Here is a 20,015-nt window from a genome sequence, read left to right as displayed (position 1 = left end):
CTGGGACGTGGGGTTTAGTCAAAGGTGGGCTTGTAGCTGTCCTTGGAGTAGGTGAATACGCTCTGGTCGAAGGCGTTGTACTCGTCGTAGCGCACCAGCTCATACAGGCGGGAGCGGTGCTGCATGCGGTCGAGCCATTCCTGGGATTGCAGGCCGGTTTCCTGCATGTCACGGAGGAATTCTTCGGTCGCGCCCATAGCCACGCGCAGGGTGGATACCGGCCAGATAACGGCGTTATAGCCCAAGTCCTCAATGCGCTTGGCAGACAGCAGCTCGGTCTTGCCGAACTCCGTCATGTTGGCCAGCAGCGGGGTGTCCACGGCGGCGCGGAACTTTTCGAAGTCTGCCGGCGAATACAGGGCCTCGGTAAAGATGAGGTCCGCGCCGGCGTCGGCGTAGGCCTTGGCGCGCTCGATGGCTTCATCGATGCCGTGGATGCCGGCGGCATCGGTGCGGGCGCAAATGATGAAGTTCTCATCGCGGCGCTCGTTGACCGCGGCGGTGATGCGGCGAACCATAAGATCCGTCGGCACCACTTCCTTGCCATCGAGGTGGCCGCAGCGCTTCGGGTTGACCTGGTCTTCCAGGTGGCAACCAGCCAGGCCGGCGTCCTCCAGCGCGGCAACCGTGCGGGCGGCGGACATGGGTTCGCCGAAGCCCGTGTCGGCGTCGACAAGCACGGGCAAGTCCGTGGCGCGGGCGATGTGTCCGGCGCGCTGCGCCACCTCAGTGAGGGTGGTGAGACCAATGTCCGGCAGGCCCAGATCATTAGCCAGCACCGCGCCGGAGACGTAGACGCCGCCGAAGCCGCCGATGTCCTGGATGAGCCGCGCGGTCAACGGGTTGAAGGCGCCCGGCAGCGTGGTGATTCCCGGTGCGTTCAGCGCCTCGCGGAAGCTCTTGCGCTTGTCTGCATTGCTGATAGTAGAGCCAAATAGGCCAGCCATTTAGAACAGTCCCTTCGGGGTCTCGGGTGCGGTGGCGATAGCCTCGTCGGTGAGGCGAACGTTGAGCTCGCTCAGGTCGGTGAGGTTTTCCAGGTTCTGGGCGGCAGCGAGGAAGCGCTCCTGCTCCTCCTCCGAAACCTTGCCGGCGGCGAGCTTCTTGAACTTGTTGATGTACTCCTCGCGGCCGAAGGGGCGGGCGCCGAGCGGGTGGGCGTCGGCCACCGCGCGCTCGTCCTCGATCACGGTGCCATCCTTGAAGGTGATGACGGCCTTGCCGCCGAAGGCCTTCTCGCTGAGGTCGTTGGAGTGGTAGCGGCGGGTCCACTCCGGGTCCTCAACGGTGGAAATCTTGTGCCACAGGTCGATGGTGTCCTGGCGGTGCTTGCGCTCGTCAGAGTAGGAGGTCTCGTAGTCCCACTCGCCGTCCTGCAGGGCCACGGCGAAGATGTACATGATGGAGTGATCCAGAGTCTCGCGGGAGGAGTTCGGGTCCATCTTCTGCGGGTCGTTGGCGCCGGTGCCGATGACGTAGTGAGTGTGGTGCGAGGTGTGCAGGACGATGGACTCGATGTCCTCCACCTTCAGGCCCTTCTCAGCCAAGGTCTTCTTGAGGGCAAAGGCCATATCAATCGGGGCCTGTGCCTGGTACTCCGCGGAGTGCTCTTTGGTGTAGGTGTCCAGGATGGCGCGCTTTTCCTCGCCCTCAGCCGGGAGGGGGACGGTGTAGGTTCGCTCCGGGGAGTGGAGCATCCAGGCAATGAAGCCGTCCTCGCCTTCCCAAATCGGGGCCGGGGCACCCTCGCCGCGCATGGAGCGGTCTACTGCTTCGATGCCCATCTTGCCGGCAAACGCCGGTGCATAGGCCTTCCAGGAGGAGATGAGGCCCTTGCGGGACTGGCGGGTGGCGGTGGTGGTGTGTAGCGCCTGGCCGATGGCCTGGTAGATGGTGTCGACGTCGAGGCCGAGCATGGTGCCGATACCCGCGGCGACGGAGGGGCCGAGGTGCGCCACGTGGTCGATCTTCCACTCGTGAAGGCAGATGCCCTTGACCAGGTTGACCTGGACTTCGTAGCCGGTGGCGATACCGCGGATGAGCTCCTTGCCGGTCAGCCCCTTGTGCTGTGCCACGGCCAGGATTGGCGGGATGTTATCGCCCGGGTGGGAGTATTCGGCGGCGAGGAAGGTGTCGTGGTAGTCCAGCTCGCGCACGGCAGTGCCGTTGGCCAGGGCTGCCCACTCGGCGGAGTAGGTGCCGTCAACGCCGAAGATGGTGGCGCCGCCTTCTTGAGCCGGGTGGGCCTGCGCGATGACGCGGGCGGAGGTCACCGGGCGGCGGGTGGCTGAGGCCACGGCCACGGAGGCGTTATCGATGATGCGGTTGATGATCATCTCGGTGGTCTCGGCCGGAACCTCAACGGGATCTGCTGCGACCTTGGCAATCTTGTACGCCAGGTGCTCTTCGATGGGGAAGTTCTCGGCGGACTTGTGGGTACGTACTTCGTGGTTAATCAACGGGGTTTTCCTCCTAGACAACAACGGCTGCGATAGCCATCACACTATCCCCCGCCCGTGTGGCCTGCCACATGTGTAAACTGTGTTTATCTGTTGCAGGGTTTTGCGTTGTTTGCAAACCTTGTGTAATTACCAGTTGGGGCGGCTTTTTGGGAGGACGTACACAATGAGCAAGCACTACGCGGGGGCAAGAATCCACGCACTACGCAAAGAACGCAAACTCACCCAAGCGGCCATGGCACAACAACTGGGGATGTCCACCAGCTATCTCAACCAGCTGGAAAATGACCAGCGCCCCCTCACCGTCACCGTCCTCATGCAGCTGACGCAACGCTTTGGCGTTGACGCCACCTACTTCGCGGGGGATCGCGACCTGCGCGCGCTCGCCGAGCTGCGTCAGCTCTTCCCCGAGGCCTCCGACACCACACTCACCGACTTAAGCGGGCGCTTCCCCGAGCTACTCCCCCGGCTTGTCGCCGCCGCCGCGCACACCCCCGCGGAAACCGGCCCTTTCGAAGCGGTCCGCGACTTCTTCTACGACGCCCACAACTACATTCACAGCCTGGACGTAGCTGCCGAGGAGCTGTCCGATTCCCTCGGTGACCGCGTCCTGCGCCGTGGGCGCTTGGCCTCAGTCCTCCAGGACGAGTTCGGTGTTACGACACGTTTCTCCTCGGCCTCCCCGCGCCGACGGACCTTCCACGACCGCGAGCTGCACCTGCGCGCAGGACTCACGGAAGCCCAGCTCGTCTTCGAGATGGCGCTCCAGTACTGTCTTCTGGCCTATCCAGAGCACTGCGCGGAACTCGTGGCTGAACTCCCCAGCGCCGAAGCCCGCTCCATCGGCACCTACGGACTGGCCCAATACTTCGCGGCGGCCGTCACCATGCCCTATACGCAGCTCCTCACCACCGCGGAGGAGACGCGCTACGACATTGATGTGATCGCGGCATCCTTTGGCACTGGTTTCGAGACCACCGCGCAGCGCTTGTCGACGCTTCAGCGGCCCCACCACCAAGGTGTCCCTTTCTCCTTCATCCGAACCGACCGCGCGGGCAATATTTCCAAGCGCCAGTCCTCCACCGCTTTCCACTTTGCACGCAGCGGCGGCTCGTGCCCGTTGTGGGTGGTCCACCGTGCTTTTGAAACACCAAACCGCATCACGCGCCAGGTGGCCTCGATGCCCGATGACCACACCTACCTGTGGATCGCGCGCTTCGTCCAAGGCCAAGCTCAGGCCTGGGGTACACCGCGCAAGGAATTCGTCGTGGGGCTGGGCTGCGATATCGCGCAGGCGGATCGCGTGGTTTACGCCGATGCGCTCAACCTCTCCCCTTCCGAGGCAACCCCCATCGGCCCCGGTTGCGCCGCCTGCCCACGCCCGGCCTGTCCGCAGCGCGCCTTCCCACAGGCGGGGCGCTCCGTCAGCCTCGACCTCAATGCCACTCCGGTTTCGGCCTACGCGACCTCGTAGTTTCCACAGTCCGCCCAAGCTTTCGAACTTCCTGCGGCAATGTCCAGGCCGCTTGCCAAGATAAGACTCGTTCGGCACCACGCCGGGCTCTCGTCTCTCACCTACGCAGGAGGTTCTCTCATGTCCAACCCCTATGCAGCTCCCCAGCGACTACGGCGAGCAGTTCACCATGGAAGAAGCCCAGCATGCGGTGAGCACACTGGGCTTATAAAAGCGAGCCGAAGCTAAAGCGGAGCTGGAGCCTGCCTACTCGAGGTCGTCGTGGGCAACGAGGCGGCGGGCTGCCTCGGTGATGGTGCCGGACAGCGACGGGTAGACCGCGAAGGAATCCGCCAGCTGGTTCACGGTGAGCTGGTTGGTCACCGCCACGGCGATGGGCAGGATGAGCTCAGAAGCGGTCGGGGCGACGATGACGCCGCCGATAACACGGCCGGAAGTGGCGCGGCAGAAGAGCTTGACAAAACCGTGCTGCAGGGAACGCATCTTGGCGCGCGGGTTGGTGTTCAACGGCATCGTGATGGTACGCGCGGCGACCTCACCGGCCTCAATCTCCGCCTGGGTAAAGCCCACGGCAGCGATCTCCGGGCGGGTAAACACGGCGGTGGCGACCGTCTTCAAGCGCAGCGGAGACACGCCCTCACCCAGGGAGTGGTACATGGCGATACGCCCCTGCATCGCGGCAACGGAGGCCAGTGGGAAGAGGTCGGAGCAGTCACCCGCGGCGTAGATGCCGGCAACGTTGGTGCGGGAAACGCGGTCAACCTCGATGTGACCGGACTTCGTGGTAGCCACGCCAACGTGCTCGAGGCCCAGGTTCTTCGTATTCGGGATGGAACCGATGGACATGATGACGTGGGAGCCGTGGATCTCGCGACCATCCTGGGTCTTGACCACCACGTTGCCGTCCTCGGTGCGGGAGACCGTTTCGACGCGGCAGTTCTTTTCCAGCTCCACGCCGCGCTCAGCCAGGACGGTCTCGAGGACGTCGGCAGCATCGGCGTCATCATGCGGCAGAATGCGGTCGCGAGAAGCCACCATGGTCACGCGCACACCCATCTCCGCGAAGGCGGAAACGAACTCGGCACCGGTCACGCCGGAGCCGACGACGATGAGGTGCTCCGGCTCCTCCTTGAGGTCATAAACCTGCTGCCAGGTCAGGATGCGCTCGCCGTCCGGCTGAGCGCCCGGCAAGATGCGCGGGGTGGCACCGGTGGCAACGAGGACCAGGTCCGCGTCGAGGGTCTCGGTGGTGCCATCAGTGTGGGTGACATCAACCTTGTGCGCGGCACCCTTCACGCCGTGCTGGTCCTCGGAGAATGCGGCGCGGCCATCGATGACCTTGACGCCGATCTTCTCCAGGCCCGCGCGCACGTCGCGGGACTGGTTGCCGGCCAGCGCCTGCACGCGGCCGTTAAGCGCCTCCAGGCTCAGCTTCAGCGAGCCGAGCTGGTGGTTCAGGCCCATATCATCCGCGCGGCGGAAGTCGGTGCGAATGTTGGCGCCGGCAATAAAGGACTTCGACGGGACGCAGTCCAAAAGAACGGAGGAGCCACCGGGGCCCTGTTCCTCAACCAACGTAATGTGCGCGCCGTACTTGGCGCCGGCAGTCGCAGCCTCGTAGCCTGCGGGGCCGCCGCCGATAATTACGATGCGGGGGGCTTCCTGTGACACTGTCGCTCCTTTTTTAAAAATCTGCCTATAAGAACTCTGGGAAATCCTTGTCACAGTGTAGTAGTTAGAAAACTAATCCTCCACGTTGGCAAACTGTTCCGCCACGGAGCCGAAGAGTTTGACGCCCACGCCGATAGCCCTCTCATCGGGGGCCAAATCACCCATATGCAGATCGTGCTGCTCGCCTTCGCCGGACCAACAACCCAGGCGGGCCATGGAACCGGGGACCTTCTCCAAGTACCAGGAGAAGTCCTCGCCGCCCGAGGACTGCGGCGCTTGGACCACGGCTTGCGGGTCGATGGCCTGGGCAGCGCTGGCGAGGAGGGCGGTGGAGACGTCGTCGTTCAGCACCGGCGGAACCCCACGGTGATAGACCAGCTCATGTTCCACGCCCAGGGGCGCCAGGACCTGCTCCACAAGCTCAGAGAACAGCGTTTGCATCTCGCGCCAGATCCCGATATCCGCCGTGCGCATGGTGCCAGACACCGAGCCGGTCTCGGGAATCGCGTTCGGTGCATAGCCGGAATTCACCTGACCAAAGACCAAGACGGTGCCGGTGCGTGGATCGACGCGGCGCGAGAGCAAACCCGGCAGGTCCGTCAGCAGCTTGCCCAGCGCATAAACGACGTCCGCCGACAAGTGCGGGCGTGACGTGTGCCCGCCCGGACCGGAGACGTTGATTTCCACGACGTCAGTCGCGGAGGTAATCGCCCCGGCGCGGACGCCGATGCGCCCGACGCGCAGCTTCGGCTCGACGTGGACCGCAAAGATGGAATTCACGCCCTCGAGCGCACCCCACTCGATGACATCGGTGGCGCCGCCTACCCAGACCTCTTCGGCGGGTTGGAAGATGACGCGGACACCGAAGTCCAGCGGGTGCTCGCGGTTGAGATCCGCCAAGGCACAGGCCGTGGCCAGCGCAATGGTGGTGTGCATGTCATGCCCGCAGGCATGCATGACGCCGGGGACCTCGGAGGTGTACTCGAGGCCCGTGACCTCCGTGACCGGGAGCGCGTCGATGTCGGCGCGGAAGGCCAGGCGCCCGAGTTCCGTGTCGGGGCCGATGTCCACCATGAGGCCGGTTTCGGGGAAAAGCTGCGGCTCCAGACCATACTCACGCAGGGTGCGAGACAGGAAGCGAGTGGTTTCTACTTCCTTATTGGAGGTCTCCGGGTGGCGGTGAATATGGCGGCGCCACGCGATGACCTCCGCGCGGTGGTTGCTGAACCACTCACTGACGTAGTCCGAGATCACTGCTTCCTCCTCCGTGGTGTCCTATTGGGAAGAGTCTACAACTAGACCATGCGGTTCAGTTAGCCGGGCAGGTCACACGCCGGATATACTGAGCGGTCTACCTTCGCTACAGGTCGATATTGCGGGGACCGTAGAGGCGGTCGCCGGCGTCGCCAAGCCCCGGCACGATGTAGGCGTCCTCGTTGAGGGCCGGATCAATCGCCGCGGTAACCAAGCGAACCGGCAGCCCGGAGTTGGCCAGCGCATCGACGCCCGGCTGCGCGGACACCATGCAGATCGCGGTGATATCGGTGGCGCCGCGGTCCGCGAGGAGCTTCAGGGAATGCAGGAGGGAACCGCCCGTGGCGAGCATCGGATCGACGACAAAGACGCTACGCCCGCTGAGATCCTCCGGCAGGGCCTCCAGGTAAGGCACCGGCTCATGGGTTTCTTCATCGCGCGCCATGCCGATGAAGCCAACTTGGGCATCAGGGATCATCGACAGCGCCGGGTCAATCATGCCCAGCCCAGCACGGATGATGGGCACGATAATTGGCGGGTCCTGCAGGCGGGTGCCCTCCGCCGTGGCGACGGGAGTAACGCAATCAAAGTGCTCGACGGGCAGGTCGCGCGCTGCCTCATAGACGAGCATGGTGCCAAGATCCCGCAGGGCTGCACGGAAGGCGGCATTATCGCTGCGAGCATCGCGCATAAGTGTCAGCCGGGAGGCGGCGAGGGGGTGGTCTACTACGTGGATATCCATGCCCTTCACTGTATAAGAATCGGCCGGGAACCGATCAGCGGGCGGCACAGTCTAATAAGCCATGACTAGCTTCCATACGTTTAATATCGACACCGAACACACCCGCAGGCTGGCGCACGAGCTTGCCGCCATCTCCCAGGCCTCCTCCACTCCCCCTCCTGAGCTACCGGTCGATACCGTTCTGGGCGGTTTCACTGGAACCTTTAACACCGCCATGGAGAACCTTTCCGCCCGCCTTGCCCAGGTCAGGGCGGATGCCGGTGCCGTGGCGGACTCCAGCTTCCGCATGGCCCGCGAAGCGGAAGACGCCGATGGTGCTCTCGCGAACGCGTGCGGGGGTCTGTGATGTTGGAGTCAGCACTCGCCCACATTGCCCGGATTCAGCCGGCGCAGCTTCCCGACGTCTCCCTGCCCACTGTGCCCGATCTCACTGCTGCAGGGCCGCTAGCGGAAATTGCGCATGGAGATCCACGGGCGTTGTTAGACACTGTGCGCCAAGCCACCGAGGATCTCTCCACCGCCCGCTCAGCTCTGGATGCTGCCCGCAGGCTCATCGCGGCGACAGTCAGGGACCTCATCGGTCTGGGCTTCGAGCTTCTCCAGCGCGGACTACCTATCGCTCTCGGGCTGCTTATCCCGAATCCTGCAACACAGGCTGCGGCGCGTTCAGCATTGCAAGCCCTGGCCATGGAATACGTTGGCAAAGCGATGCTTCGCGTCAAGCAGCTGGCTGGGGATCTCCTGCAAGCAGCAGCTCCCCTCATCCCCATTGGCCAGCGTGCTGTTCGCCCCTCGGTGCGCGGCCCGCAGGAGGAAGGCGTGGTGCGCCACGCACTCACCGCGTCCTCCACCGCAAGCGTAGGAAGCACACAAGGGCAGGCAGCGGCACAGGCCGCTTTGTCCCAGGTGGGGACTCCTTATGGGTGGGGCGGTACCGGCAATGGCAGCTTTGATTGCTCTGGGTTGACGCAATGGGCTTGGCGCCAAGCGGGGGTGGAGCTGCCGCGCACCGCAGAAAGCCAGACCGTGGGCCGTCAGGTAAGCGCAGACGAACTGCAGCCCGGTGACCTCATCGTGTGGGATGGGCACGTGGCCATGTACTCCGGCGGCGGACAGATGGTGGAGGCGGGCAGCCCTGTGCAAACCAATCCGCTGCGCACTAACAACATGGGGATGGCTTTCAAAGGGTTCTGGAGGCCTACAGGGTAGACTGTTTGCCCATGAACACCCGCGCGATTGTACCCATCCAACTCTCCCTTTCTGAGGGTGATTTTTATACCCTTTGGGCGCCGAAGTGGCGCCAAAATGGTTCCGAGTGGCAGGCCTTCCTCGGTGATGACGAGTCCGTCTTGCTCTTTAACACCGAAGCCGAGATGCTGTGCTTCCTCGAATCCGGCTCGAAGCACGACCTGCTCGATCACCCAAAGTGGGAGGCCTTCAATTCCCAGGCAGCGGACCGCGTCGTTCCGGAGAAGAAGCATGTATACGACCTCATCGGCATGCCAAAGCACTTGGCTGGCCGCCCCAGCCACGAGAACGTGTCCACCGTCGCACGCTGCCTAGAAATTGCACACGCGCTGGCAGAGGTCGGGGCCGCGGAGCACACCGTTATTTTCTTCGCTTCGCATTCCATCTTGCGCAACCCCGCCCGCGGAGCCGATCACTATGCCGGTGACCAGGGCATGGGCGAATGGTCCGGCGTAGGCCGCGTTATTCATAGCAACTGGCGTGAGGTCATCGAGGACCTCGACAAGGTAGTCAAGGTCATCCCTTCCTCCGATTTCAGCCAGGAGGCAACCGCGGATGCCGCTACCCGCATCTCTGCCGCCAGCGAAGCCGCGGAAGAAGCACGCAAGAAGGCCGAAGAGGAGCGCGAGGCGGCAGCGAAATCCGCCGATCCCTACGACAATTCCCCGTGGGCAGCCGCAGGCATCGACCCGATTAAGATCACCGCCAACCAGCGAACGGTCTACACCCTGCGCACCTACCTCAACGGCAAGCCGGTGTTCTTGGGCAAGTGGGGCGAGATCTTTACCTTCCCCAGCTCCAAGGTGCTCGTGCGCTGGATCATGGAGAACGACGACCATGACCTAGCAAAGGTTTCCACTTGGGAGGAGGTCGTTGCCGCGGCGAACGCGGGCGAACTCGAGGTCACTGTCCACCCGGATAACCAGTACACCTTCAATGGCATCGTGCGCGACATTGAAAAGGGTCCGGAGGCCGTCGATACGGATCAGATGAGCCGCTGCTACGAAGTCTGCGCCGACGCCGCCGACTGGGCCGGGGATGACTCCATCAACTCTTATATGCTGCAGAACCCGCGCTTCCAGGACTACCTGGGCTACATGCTCGGCTCCACCGAGCACGCGGGCTACGTCCCCTCCAAGCCCTACACCGAGCACGCGGAGTCCTGGAAGGGCCTGGAAGAAATGCTGACGAAGCGTTTCTCCCGCTTCTAGCTTCTACTCGGAAGACTCACTGTCTTCTTCCGCATCGGAATCGCTCATATCTGAAGCGTCTTCCGCGAATTCCGGATCCGCCAGTTCCTCATAGGCGGGCAGGATCTCCTGCTCGATGAGGCGCTGGCGGTCTTCTTCGCTAGCAAAGGAATTCTCAATGGCCTTGATGGTGAGGTCAAAGAACTCCTCGAGGCCATAGCCGAAGGTCTCGCTCAGGGCGAGGAAGACATCGCTGAGCTTCTCGCCCGCCACCGTGCAGGTAAAGCCGAGCTGCTGCAGCAGCGGCAGAGGGTGATCGACCAGCTCCTCTGCGGGCAATTCCTCTAGCGGCGCGAAGGTCAGCGCGATGCGGCGATCCCGCACCCACGCAGAGGCCTTGCCCGGGCGAACGCCGTCAAGGTCGGCACCGAAATCATCGATGAGATCCGTTGCGTGGACCAAACGCGTCGCACCGGCGTGCACGGCTGCCACGGCATCCTCGTACGAAGCCACGTCCCGCTCCCAGGGAATGAAATTTTCACGCAGCTTCTCCGCTGCGGACAGCTCAGTCAGCGCTGCACCGGCAACAGCCTCGCCGGCATCCACATTGTCGGCCGCGCCCTCCACGATGATCCGCGCATCAATACCGGGAACATCAAGACCCTCTTGCGCCGCAGCCAGCGCCTCGGCGGCGCCGAAGGGGAAAGCACTGGGGCGCAGGCGGAGCTCGGCGTAGACCACGTGGTCGTCGGCAAGCGCCTGCACAGCAGCGTGCGTGGCCGCGCGGAGCTCGTCCGGGGTGGATGCAACCGTGGGCAGCGGCGCCAACAGCGTCACTTTGGGCAGACGAGCGAAAATCTCGGCGCCGGAATCTTTGTTTTCGGGGCTAATCAGAGGTGCGTCATGCATGAGGTTCATCCTAGGACGGGGTCTAGGATTAAGCACGCTATGAAACATGTCCCCGCGCTCCTCACCGTCATCGCTCTGGCCGCCACGCCGCCGGCGTTTGCAGAAGAGGAAGAGTCATCATCGCCCACGCGCACCACTGCGCCGGATACTGACTTGTGCCCGCATTCCCTCGTGCCTGAGGAGCCGACGACCACCTCGGAGCGGTTGGCTCCCGGCCAGGCAGCGCCCACTCCCCTGCCCGCGGTTGAGGGCGCTGCGTGCGGTGTCACCGCGCCGTCGGGTTTTCGGGTCAATAAGGACGTCGTGGCCTCGGCGTGGATGGTCAGTGACGTGGACACGGGCGAGATCATCGCCATGAAGGACCCCAACGGGCGCTACCGCCCGGCCTCCATCATCAAAGCACTGTTAGCGCTCGTGGTCATCGAGGAGCTTCCCTTGGACCAACGCATCACCGCCACGCTTGACGACGCCTCCGTCGAAGGCTCCGCCGTCGGCCTCGGCCCGGATGGGGTCTATACCGTGGAGCAGCTTCTCCAGGGTTTGCTCATGGCTTCCGGCAACGATGCCGCACACGCTCTCGCGCAGGCCATAGGCGGGGATGAGGAGGCGCTGGAGAAGGTCAACGCGAAGGCGAAGGAGATTGGCACGCGCTCGACGGTGGCGGCCAGCTACTCCGGGCTGGACGCGGCGGGTATGTCGACGTCCGCGGCGGATATCTCGCTGATTTACCGCGCGGCTTTTGCCAACGACACCTTCGCGCGCATCGTCGATACTGAGCACGTGGAGTTTCCCGGCTGGGGTGACATGCCCGGTTATGAGCTGTGGAACGATAACGGGCTCTTCCTCAATGATCCGGATGGTATCGGCGGCAAGACCGGCTATACCGAGGACGCGCACCACACTTTCGTCGGTGCGATCAACCGCGATGGGCGCCGCCTCCAGGCGGTTCTCCTCGATACGACCGTTGAGCATGGTTTCCGCGCGTGGGAGCAGGCGCAGATGCTTCTCGACGAAGCCTCCGACGTCCAGCCCGGCGACGGCGTGGGGCAGCTCGATGATTTCGCGGCTGGGAGGCATGAGCCTTCGGAGTCGCAGGAGCCCAGCACAGCGCCCACCACGCCTTCTGCCACCGCCACCGCTGAGGCCCCGGCGACGGCGTCGTCCTTCGCGGACTCGCAGGGCTGGATCGGGTGGCTGGTGGCGGGCCTCGTCACCCTCCTCGTGGTGGCGGTGGCTACTTTTTCACTACTTCGGCGTTAGCCATGATGTCGTGCTGGCCGCGAAGCGCGTTCTTCGGGCCAATCGTGGTCACCACGTAGAGGGCTCCGAAGAAGGCAATGAGCGGGCCGACAAGCGGCACGAGGGAGGCCACGCGCCACCAGTTGCGCTTAATGCTCTGCTGCCAGGTGAGCTTCTCGCGGGTGGTGACATCGCGCACCGTGTATCCAGCTATCAGCTTCGCCGGCGTTGCTCCTACGAGGACCTCGAAGCAGATGTAATAGGCCACCGTGATGATGCCCGAGATGCTGGTGAGCCAGACCTCATTGAAAGCGGAGTTGTACACCCCGAGACTTACGAGGAGGGACACACCGATCGCCGCAATGACGTAGTCGATGACGGCCAAAAGCACGCGGGTGCCGGGGGTTGCACGCGGGGCGTCGTGCGCGGGCGCGGGAGCGTGGTGGCTTTCGTCCCAGCGGCCGGTATTCGCGTAGTCCTCCAGTTGCGCCCAAGTAAGCCGGGCGCCTGATTCTACCTTTTGGTCATAGCTTGCCCGGGTAGAAGGCTCGCAGAGGATGCGGGCGGCAACGGCGAGCTCCTCGCGCTCCGCATCCTCGGGGAGGTAGCCGAGGCCTTCGAGGCGGGCGTCGGCAGCCGCCAGCTGCACGCCGAGTTCGCGTGAGGTCGCGCGCGAATCCAGGGTGAAGTGTTCATACAGGTTCGGAGCGAAAGATACTGGAAGCATCGGCCTACTTTCGGCGCAGCAAGGCCCATGCGCCTGCGGCCGCCGCGCCGAGTGCGGCACCGGCACCCAAGGCCACGCCCGGGTTCGGGCCCCGGCGGATCTCATTGCGGACGCGGATAACCGCCTGATCCGGAACCGGCGGGACCATCAGCTCAAGGGATTCCTCGGTGGTGGCCGTCCACGCGGAAACGTAGAGCACGACGCGCCAGACCAGGTACATGACCACCATGAGGACAATCACAGGGCCGAACACGGCACCGGCTGGGTTGCCCGCCGCGGAGGACATGATGACGGTGGACAGCTGCTTGATGGCTTCAAAAAGCACCGCGCCAATGGCCGCGCCCATCAAGCCCGACTTGGTGGGCACCTTCGTGCGCGGCAGGAAGGCCACCATCCACCAAAAGACCAGGAAGTTGGCAATAAGACCAATCACGATGCCAGCGATAACAAGCACCGCTCCCATGCCAGGGAAGGACTCGATGCCGACCCACTCGAAGATCTTCTGGGTCAGCCCAGACGAACCCGCTGCCGTCACGCCGAAGGCGATGATCATGGCCACGAGCAGGCCGATGAGGCCCAGCAGGTCGCTGAGCTTCTTGGTGACAAAATTGCCCGGTGCGTCGGTGGGATCCTGGTTCCACATGGCAGAAATGCCGATGCGCAGGTTGTTCATCCAGCCCAGCCCGGACCACAGGGTGGTCAGGCCACCGATGCCGTACATTGCGCCGCGCTGCTCAATCGCGGTGTGGAGAAGCTCCGTGATTGAGTTCCCCAGATCGCCCGATACGGCGTTGGTGATCTGCTCCTCCAGTTGCTGCATGAGGTCGGGGCGGTTCGCCAGCACGGTAGCGGCGGCGGCCACGGTGAGCATGAAGATGGGAAAGAGAGCGAGAACCGAGAAATACGTAATTCCGGCCGCGAACTGGTTGCCGCCTTGGCTACCGTAGCGGTCCAGCATCTTCATAATGTGGTTGATGAAGCCGGACTTCTCACGGACTTTGTCTACCGCGCCCGGTTCATCGGCGTGAGCACGCTCAATGCCGTAGTCATCGGTCTTCTTCTCATCAGGTCGAGTCGTTGGCGCCACTGGCGTTCCCCTTAAAAGTTAATTACAGAAACCTCTACACAGTCTTCATCATGCTAGCCAACTCAGCCGCGACGCGCGGGGAGGAACCCCACCGCCTCGTAGACCTTGTCCACGAGGGGGGTGGCGATCTCCGTAGCGCGCTCGGCGCCCTGGGCCAAGATGCGCTCGAGCTCGCCGCGGTCTTCCATGAGCTCGTCGTAGCGAGCCTTGAGCGGAGTGGTGAAGGCCTCGAGCGCCTCGGCCGTATCGACCTTGAGGTGGCCATAGCCCTGACCGGCATACTTGTCTACGAGTTCCGGGATGCTCTCCCCCGTCAGTGCGGACTGGATGGCCAGCAGGTTGGACACGCCCGGCTGCTTCTCACGGTCAAAGGCCACCACGCCGAGGTCATCGGTCACGGCGGACTTGATGCGCTTGGCGGAGGTCTTGGGAGCATCGAGCAGGTTCACGATGCCCTTCGGGTTGGCCCCCGACTTCGACATCTTGGACGTCGGCTCTTGCAGGTCATAAATCTTGGCCGAGCCTTCCGGAATGAAGGCCTCCGGTACGCGGAAGACCTCGCCGTACTTGTTGTTGAAACGCTCGGCCAGATTGCGGGTGAGCTCGAGATGCTGGCGCTGGTCCTCCCCCACCGGCACATAGTGCGGGGAATACAGGAGGATATCCGCGGCCATCAGGACGGGGTAGGTAAACAGGCCCACGGACGTGCGGTCCTGGCCCTGCTTGAGGGACTTGTCCTTGAACTGGGTCATGCGGGAGGCCTCACCGAAGCCGGTCAGGCACTGCAAAACCCACGTCAGCTCCGCGTGCGCGGGGACGTGGGATTGTACGAAGAGGGTCGATTTCGCCGGATCGATGCCCAATGCGATGAGCTGCGCGGCGCCCGCCACGGTGCGGTGGCGCAGCTCCTCCGGGTTCTGCTCCACCGTGATGGCGTGCAGGTCCGGGATGAAGTAAAAGGCCTCGTGCGAGTCTTGCAGGTCAATCCACTGCTTGAGCGCTCCGAGGTAGTTACCCAGGTGATAAGAGTCCGCCGTGGGCTGGATGCCAGAGAGGACTCGGGAAGCGGAGTTCGATGCAGAAGTGGAGTCAGTCATGGTTGACCACTCTACTCTGCCGCCTCCGCTGGGGCGGCGCTGCGTCGGTTAAATCTTGCGGGAGGTCGGGCTAATAACGTCCATCATGACGGCGAAACCGGCCACCATGAACGCGCCGCCAACGCCCTGGAGGACGATCGGGCCAAGGAAGGCAAAGGACGGTCCGACGATGGTCCACCACCAGATACCCAGGGCAAGCAGAATAGCGCCGAGGACAAAGTAGATGATTGCGCGGGTCATGAGCATCTCCTGCGAAATAGAAAAGGACGTTAAGACGGGATTATCGTACCACTACTTGGAGTGGGCTACTTGTACTCGACCAGAAGCGGAGAGTGATCAGACCAGCGCTCCTCCACCGTCGGCGCCTTCTCCACCCAAATGCGCTGCGCGCGCTCCAGCATGGCCTTCGTGGCCGCCTGGTAGTCGATGCGCCACCCGGCATCGTTGTTAAAAGCCTGGCCGCGGTAGGTCCACCAGGTGTAGGGGCCATCCGCCTCTGGGTGCAGGCGCCTAGCGACGTCAAACCACTGCGGATCCGCAGCCGCCTCCCACGCGGTCTTGGTCTCATAGTCCACCACGCCGAGCCAGTCCCCGAGCCCCTTCTTGTCCTGCGGCTGCTCATCCGGGAAAGATCCGAAGACGCGGTCCATGAAGGCACGCTCCTCTGGCAGGTGGCCGGACTTCTTCTCATTGGCCTTATTGTTCTTTAGGTCTTGGGCGCGGTGGCAGATGTTCCAGTCACCGCCAATGACGGCCTCCGGGTAGGACGCAGCCATTTCATCCAAAACTTCAGAGAACTCATCCAAGAACAAGTACTTCTCATCTTGCTTCGGGGAATCGGTATCACCGGAAGGCAAATACAGGGAAGCCACCCGCACGCCTTCCACGGTGGCGGCGATGAAGCGGCCGGATTCGGCGAAGGAGCCGAAGCCTACGGAGACGTCGCCAAGCGCGTGCTTCGATAGGATGCCCACGCCCGCGCGGCCCTTGGCGGCGGATTCGGCCTGTACCAGGTTCCATCCGGCCTCCAAAGCCGGGGCCAGGGCCTTCTGGGTCTGCTCGGGGTTGGCGCGTACCTCCTGCATGAGGACGACGTCGGCCGGCGTGGTTTCCAGCCACGCGTTCATGCCTGGGTTGTTCTCGTTGCGCTGTTTGCAAGCCGCGCGGATGCCGTTGACGTTGACGGAGGCGATGGTGAAACTCATGCCGGACAGTCTAACTCTGCTCAATAATCTTCACGGAAGGGGCTAGACGGCGCTTGTCCCACATGGTGACACCCCAGGTGAGGCAGCCTGCCACCGCCAGGCCCGCCCCGGCCAGCGCGGTGGAGTTATAGGAGTAGCCCGCGCCCACGACTGCGCCGCCGATGGCCGCGCCCGCTGCATTAGCGATGTTGAGGGCGGACTGGTTCAGCGCCGCCGCCAAGGTCTGCGCATCCCCCGCCACGTTGACCAAGCGCAGCTGCAACGACGGCACAAGGATGGAGCCGAAGAAGGCCAAGACACCAAAGACAATCGTGCCCGCCCACGCGCTGTGCGCCACGAAGTAGAAGGTCACCGACACACTAACCATGCAGATAAGGGCAAAAATGATGCCGAATTCCAGGTTACGGTCCGCCAACCAGCCACCGGCGACGTTGCCTGTGGTCATGCCGATGCCATAGGCCATGAGCACAATCCACGTGTGGCTCGGGTCCATGCCGGCGACGTCCGTCATGGTCCACGTGATGTAGGTATAAACGGCGAACATGCCGCCGAAGCCAACGGTGCCGAGGAAGACTGTGAGCAGAACCTGGCTGTTTTTCAACGCGCCAAGCTCAGTAAACATATCTGTTTGTGGCATGCGCGTCATGTGCGGGAAGAGGAAAAAGAGCAGGACCATCGTGAGCCCCGCAATGGCCACGACCAAAAAGTACGCCGCATGCCAGCCCAATCCTTGGCCTAGGGCCTGGGCCGCGGGCACTCCGATCACGGTGGCGATGGACAGGCCCATGCCCACCATCGACATGGCAAAACCTTGGCGGCCCGGCGGCGCCATCGATACCGCCGCCAGGTTAGCTACGGAGAAGTACGCGCCGTGCGGCAGGCCAGCGATGAAGCGCGCCACCAGCAGAACTCCGTAGTTCGGGGCCACGGCCGTGAGCAGGTTGCCCACGAGCAAGAATCCAATAAGCAGGATAATGAGGCGGCGGCGTGGGAGCTTGCCCGTGAGTGCTGCGATGACCGGAGCGCCCACGACGACGCCGAGCGCGTAGACGGAGATGACTACCGACGCCGTGTCTTCCGTAATCCCGAAATCATCCGCGATGAGCGGCAGCAGGCCCATCGAGGTGAACTCCGTGGTGCCGATGGCGAAGGCACCCAGCGCCATGGCGATCATGACGATGGTGCGGCGGGCTGAGGAGATTTCCGTTTGGCGCGGGACGGGACGGCGTTGGATGCGGGGAGCGGAGTGCGGGAAATTCACGTGCGCGTACCTTAGTCCCTTTCCCGCGCGCAGACGAGAAGGCCCTAGCAATCACACAGCCCCGCCCCGCTGGTGGCGCGAGTCACAGGGGGACCGGCACCGCGAGAAAATAAGACAGGTATCCTGTGAGGTTGAACAGTTTTCAACTTCTTTAGGAGAACCATGGCAAAGATTATCTGGACCCGTACCGACGAGGCGCCGCTGCTGGCGACCTACTCCTTCAAGCCGGTCGTGGAGGCCTTCGCTTCCACCGCGGGCATCGAGGTAGAAACCCGCGACATTTCCCTGGCCGGCCGCATCCTGGCCCAGTTCCCGGAGCGCCTTGGTGACAAGAAGGTTTCCGACGCCCTGGCTGAGCTTGGCCAGCTGGCTAAGACCCCGGAAGCCAACATCATTAAGCTGCCGAACATCTCCGCTTCCCTGGTGCAGCTGAAGAAGGCTATTGCTGAGCTGCAGGCAGCCGGTTTTGATCTCCCGGAGTACGAAGAGGCTCAGGAGAAGTACGACGCCGTCAAGGGCTCCGCCGTCAACCCGGTTCTGCGTGAGGGCAACTCTGACCGCCGCGCTCCGATTGCGGTCAAGAACTTCGCTAAGAAGAACCCGCACAAGATGGGCGCTTGGTCCGCTGATTCCAAGACCAACGTGGCCACCATGGACGCTAACGACTTCCGCCACAACGAGAAGTCCGTCATCATGCCGGAGGAGGACACCCTCTCCATCGTCCTGAAGACCGCCGAAGGCGAGCAGACCCTGCTGGAGAAGCTGCCGGTCCTCAAGGGCGAGGTCATCGACGGCACCTTCATGTCCGCCAAGGCACTCGATGAGTTCCTCAAGGCGCAGGTTGCCCGCGCCAAGGAAGAGGGCGTTCTCTTCTCCGCTCACCTCAAGGCCACCATGATGAAGGTCTCTGACCCCATCATCTTCGGCCACGTGGTGCGCGCTTTCTTCGCTGACGTCTTTGAGAAGTACGGCGAGGAGCTCGAGGCCGCTGGCCTCAATGGCGAGAACGGCCTGGGCGCTATCTACGAGGGGCTGGACAAGCTCGAGAACGGTGCTGAGATCAAGGCTGCCTTCGACGCCGCGCTTGCCGACGGTCCTGACCTCGCCATGGTCAACTCCCACAAGGGCATTACCAACCTGCACGTTCCGTCTGACGTCATTATTGACGCCTCCATGCCGGCCATGATCCGCACCTCCGGCCACATGTGGAACAAGAACGACGAGGAGCAGGACACCCTCGCCGTCATCCCGGATTCCTCTTACGCCGGTGTCTACCAGGCCGTGATCGAGGACTGCAAGGCCAACGGCGCCTACGACCCGACCACCATGGGTACCGTCCCGAACGTCGGCCTCATGGCACAGAAGGCTGAGGAGTACGGCTCCCACAACAAGACCTTCAAGGTGCCGGCTGCGGGCACCGTTGAGGTTCGCAACTCCAAGGGTGAGGCTCTCATCTCCCACGACGTGGAAGCTGGCGATATCTGGCGCGCCTGCCAGACCAAGGACGCCCCGATCCAGGACTGGGTCAAGCTGGCTGTCAACCGTGCCCGCCTGTCCGGCATGAAGGCCATCTTCTGGCTCGACCCGGAGCGCGGCCACGACGCCAACCTCATCGAGCTGGTCAAGAAGTACCTGCAGGATCACGACACCGAGGGCCTGGACATCTCCATCGAGGATCCGGTCACCGCAACCAAGATTTCCGTGGAGCGCATCCGCAAGGGCGAGGACACCATCTCCGTGACCGGTAACGTCCTGCGTGACTACAACACCGACCTCTTCCCCATCCTCGAGCTGGGCACCTCCGCGAAGATGCTGTCCGTGGTTCCGCTCATGGCTGGCGGCGGCCTGTTCGAGACCGGTGCCGGCGGCTCCGCTCCGAAGCACGTCCAGCAGGTTCAGGAGGAGAACCACCTGCGCTGGGACTCCCTCGGTGAGTTCCTGGCCCTGGCTGAGTCCTTCCGCCACGAGCACAACACCAACGGCAACGCCAAGGCTGGTGTGCTGGCCGCTGCGTTGGACAAGGCCACCGAGACCCTGCTGGATGAGGGCAAGTCCCCGTCCCGCAAGGTGGGCGAGAACGACAACCGCGGCTCCCACTTCTTCCTGACCCTCAACTGGGCCAAGGAGCTGGCTGCGCAGACTGACGACGCCGAGCTGGCCGAGGCCTTCAAGCCGGTTGCTGAGGCCCTCGAGGCCAAGGCTGGCGAGATTGAGCAGGCGCTTCTCGACGTCCAGGGCTCCCCCGTCGACCTCGGCGGCTACTACGCCCCGAACGAGGAGAAGCTCAACCAGACCATGCGCCCGGTTGCTGCCTTCAACGAAATCATTGACGGCCTGAAGAAGTAATTCTGCGCTAGGCGCTTAACAAAAGACCGCTTCGTCTCCTCCCCGGAGTTCGAGGCGGTCTTTTCTTGCTTCATTAACCACAAACAGGCCTAAAACAGCACTCCGC

At 63.3% G+C, this 20,015-nt stretch carries 19 protein-coding genes; 7 read left to right on the top strand and 12 right to left on the bottom strand.

The window, feature by feature from the left end; translation table 11 throughout:
* Positions 1-14 precede the first annotated feature (14 nt).
* Positions 15-947 carry a methylisocitrate lyase gene (gene prpB, locus M5J06_RS10560; protein ID WP_250224624.1) on the bottom strand — a complete coding sequence of 311 codons (933 nt, stop codon included), beginning with the start codon at positions 945-947 and terminating at the stop codon, positions 15-17.
* Positions 948-2,459, bottom strand: a complete 1,512-nt coding sequence (gene prpD / locus M5J06_RS10555; RefSeq protein WP_250224623.1) for a 2-methylcitrate dehydratase PrpD — start codon at positions 2,457-2,459, stop codon at positions 948-950. It lies immediately after the preceding gene.
* 166 nt (positions 2,460-2,625) lie between these two features.
* Between prpD and M5J06_RS10550 the strand changes: the two genes are divergently transcribed.
* Positions 2,626-3,933, top strand: a complete 1,308-nt coding sequence (locus tag M5J06_RS10550) for a short-chain fatty acyl-CoA regulator family protein (RefSeq protein WP_070530634.1) — start codon at positions 2,626-2,628, stop codon at positions 3,931-3,933.
* Between the two features lie 133 nt (positions 3,934-4,066).
* Positions 4,067-4,144, top strand: coding sequence for an Ltp family lipoprotein (locus tag M5J06_RS10545; protein WP_250224659.1), 78 nt, complete (start codon positions 4,067-4,069; stop codon positions 4,142-4,144).
* A 35-nt stretch (positions 4,145-4,179) separates the two neighbouring features.
* Here the strand turns inward: M5J06_RS10545 and M5J06_RS10540 are convergent, their stop codons facing one another.
* The 3 genes from M5J06_RS10540 to upp all read right to left on the bottom strand — a co-directional run bounded on the left by M5J06_RS10540 (position 4,180) and on the right by upp (position 7,600).
* On the bottom strand, positions 4,180-5,604 hold the full coding sequence (locus M5J06_RS10540; protein ID WP_070530636.1) for an NAD(P)H-quinone dehydrogenase: 1,425 nt from the start codon (positions 5,602-5,604) through the stop codon (positions 4,180-4,182).
* A 72-nt stretch (positions 5,605-5,676) separates the two neighbouring features.
* Positions 5,677-6,858, bottom strand: a complete 1,182-nt coding sequence (locus tag M5J06_RS10535; protein ID WP_070563889.1) for a M20 family metallopeptidase — start codon at positions 6,856-6,858, stop codon at positions 5,677-5,679.
* A 106-nt stretch (positions 6,859-6,964) separates the two neighbouring features.
* The gene (gene upp / locus M5J06_RS10530; protein ID WP_070530640.1) at positions 6,965-7,600 is read right to left on the bottom strand and encodes a uracil phosphoribosyltransferase; all 636 of its coding nucleotides are present in this window, start codon (positions 7,598-7,600) and stop codon (positions 6,965-6,967) included.
* Between the two features lie 61 nt (positions 7,601-7,661).
* On the opposite strand from upp, the gene M5J06_RS10525 reads away from it, so the two are divergent.
* The 3 genes from M5J06_RS10525 to M5J06_RS10515 are packed head-to-tail and all read left to right on the top strand — an operon-like array spanning position 7,662 to position 10,059.
* A complete protein-coding gene (locus M5J06_RS10525; RefSeq protein WP_070685112.1) occupies positions 7,662-7,946 on the top strand; it encodes a hypothetical protein in 285 nt (94 codons plus the stop codon).
* Positions 7,946-8,809 carry a C40 family peptidase gene (locus tag M5J06_RS10520; protein ID WP_250224622.1) on the top strand — a complete coding sequence of 288 codons (864 nt, stop codon included), beginning with the start codon at positions 7,946-7,948 and terminating at the stop codon, positions 8,807-8,809. The genes M5J06_RS10525 and M5J06_RS10520 overlap by 1 nt, the downstream gene beginning before the upstream one ends.
* 11 nt (positions 8,810-8,820) lie before the next feature.
* On the top strand, positions 8,821-10,059 hold the full coding sequence (locus M5J06_RS10515; RefSeq protein WP_070530645.1) for a SatS C-terminal domain-containing protein: 1,239 nt from the start codon (positions 8,821-8,823) through the stop codon (positions 10,057-10,059).
* Between the two features lie 3 nt (positions 10,060-10,062).
* Here M5J06_RS10515 and M5J06_RS10510 read toward each other — a convergent pair whose 3' ends face one another.
* Positions 10,063-10,947: an amidohydrolase family protein gene (locus M5J06_RS10510; RefSeq protein ID WP_250224621.1), complete on the bottom strand. Its 885-nt coding sequence runs from the start codon at positions 10,945-10,947 to the stop codon at positions 10,063-10,065.
* A 39-nt stretch (positions 10,948-10,986) separates the two neighbouring features.
* Between M5J06_RS10510 and M5J06_RS10505 the strand changes: the two genes are divergently transcribed.
* Entirely contained in the window at positions 10,987-12,207 is a 1,221-nt protein-coding gene (locus M5J06_RS10505; protein WP_070563877.1) for a D-alanyl-D-alanine carboxypeptidase family protein, read from the top strand.
* On the opposite strand, the gene M5J06_RS10500 is transcribed toward M5J06_RS10505, so the two are convergent.
* The 6 genes from M5J06_RS10500 to M5J06_RS10475 all read right to left on the bottom strand — a co-directional run bounded on the left by M5J06_RS10500 (position 12,182) and on the right by M5J06_RS10475 (position 17,563).
* A complete protein-coding gene (locus M5J06_RS10500) occupies positions 12,182-12,913 on the bottom strand; it encodes an RDD family protein (protein WP_070563874.1) in 732 nt (243 codons plus the stop codon). The two genes, M5J06_RS10505 and M5J06_RS10500, sit on opposite strands and share 26 nt — an antisense overlap.
* A gap of 4 nt (positions 12,914-12,917) precedes the next feature.
* Positions 12,918-14,000 (bottom strand): YhjD/YihY/BrkB family envelope integrity protein, encoded by a 1,083-nt coding sequence (locus tag M5J06_RS10495; RefSeq protein WP_250224620.1) that lies wholly within the window; start codon positions 13,998-14,000, stop codon positions 12,918-12,920.
* 62 nt (positions 14,001-14,062) lie between these two features.
* Positions 14,063-15,097, bottom strand: a complete 1,035-nt coding sequence (trpS, locus tag M5J06_RS10490) for a tryptophan--tRNA ligase (protein ID WP_250224619.1) — start codon at positions 15,095-15,097, stop codon at positions 14,063-14,065.
* A gap of 48 nt (positions 15,098-15,145) precedes the next feature.
* On the bottom strand, positions 15,146-15,337 hold the full coding sequence (locus M5J06_RS10485; protein WP_049157254.1) for a hypothetical protein: 192 nt from the start codon (positions 15,335-15,337) through the stop codon (positions 15,146-15,148).
* Between the two features lie 65 nt (positions 15,338-15,402).
* Positions 15,403-16,302: an exodeoxyribonuclease III gene (locus tag M5J06_RS10480; RefSeq protein WP_250224618.1), complete on the bottom strand. Its 900-nt coding sequence runs from the start codon at positions 16,300-16,302 to the stop codon at positions 15,403-15,405.
* A 10-nt stretch (positions 16,303-16,312) separates the two neighbouring features.
* Positions 16,313-17,563, bottom strand: coding sequence for an MFS transporter (locus M5J06_RS10475; RefSeq protein WP_250224617.1), 1,251 nt, complete (start codon positions 17,561-17,563; stop codon positions 16,313-16,315).
* 162 nt (positions 17,564-17,725) lie between these two features.
* On the opposite strand from M5J06_RS10475, the gene M5J06_RS10470 reads away from it, so the two are divergent.
* Entirely contained in the window at positions 17,726-19,909 is a 2,184-nt protein-coding gene (locus M5J06_RS10470) for an NADP-dependent isocitrate dehydrogenase (RefSeq protein ID WP_250224616.1), read from the top strand.
* The last annotated feature ends 106 nt before the right edge of the window (positions 19,910-20,015 follow it).

The organism is Corynebacterium intestinale (assembly GCF_023574125.1).
Taxonomy (GTDB): domain Bacteria; phylum Actinomycetota; class Actinomycetes; order Mycobacteriales; family Mycobacteriaceae; genus Corynebacterium; species Corynebacterium hesseae.
The sequence above is the reverse complement of the archived record's forward strand: the minus strand, read 5'-3'. Positions and strand labels throughout refer to the sequence as shown.

Coding starts and splice junctions, on each gene's coding strand:
- prpB (WP_250224624.1), bottom strand. CDS start 947: ATGGCTGGCCTATTTGGCTCTACTATCAGCAATGCAGACAAGCGCAAG.
- M5J06_RS10550 (WP_070530634.1), top strand. CDS start 2,626: ATGAGCAAGCACTACGCGGGGGCAAGAATCCACGCACTACGCAAAGAA.
- M5J06_RS10545 (WP_250224659.1), top strand. CDS start 4,067: ATGCAGCTCCCCAGCGACTACGGCGAGCAGTTCACCATGGAAGAAGCC.
- upp (WP_070530640.1), bottom strand. CDS start 7,600: ATGGATATCCACGTAGTAGACCACCCCCTCGCCGCCTCCCGGCTGACA.
- M5J06_RS10525 (WP_070685112.1), top strand. CDS start 7,662: ATGACTAGCTTCCATACGTTTAATATCGACACCGAACACACCCGCAGG.
- M5J06_RS10520 (WP_250224622.1), top strand. CDS start 7,946: ATGTTGGAGTCAGCACTCGCCCACATTGCCCGGATTCAGCCGGCGCAG.
- M5J06_RS10515 (WP_070530645.1), top strand. CDS start 8,821: ATGAACACCCGCGCGATTGTACCCATCCAACTCTCCCTTTCTGAGGGT.
- M5J06_RS10510 (WP_250224621.1), bottom strand. CDS start 10,947: ATGCATGACGCACCTCTGATTAGCCCCGAAAACAAAGATTCCGGCGCC.
- M5J06_RS10505 (WP_070563877.1), top strand. CDS start 10,987: ATGAAACATGTCCCCGCGCTCCTCACCGTCATCGCTCTGGCCGCCACG.
- M5J06_RS10500 (WP_070563874.1), bottom strand. CDS start 12,913: ATGCTTCCAGTATCTTTCGCTCCGAACCTGTATGAACACTTCACCCTG.
- trpS (WP_250224619.1), bottom strand. CDS start 15,097: ATGACTGACTCCACTTCTGCATCGAACTCCGCTTCCCGAGTCCTCTCT.
- M5J06_RS10485 (WP_049157254.1), bottom strand. CDS start 15,337: ATGACCCGCGCAATCATCTACTTTGTCCTCGGCGCTATTCTGCTTGCC.
- M5J06_RS10480 (WP_250224618.1), bottom strand. CDS start 16,302: ATGAGTTTCACCATCGCCTCCGTCAACGTCAACGGCATCCGCGCGGCT.
- M5J06_RS10470 (WP_250224616.1), top strand. CDS start 17,726: ATGGCAAAGATTATCTGGACCCGTACCGACGAGGCGCCGCTGCTGGCG.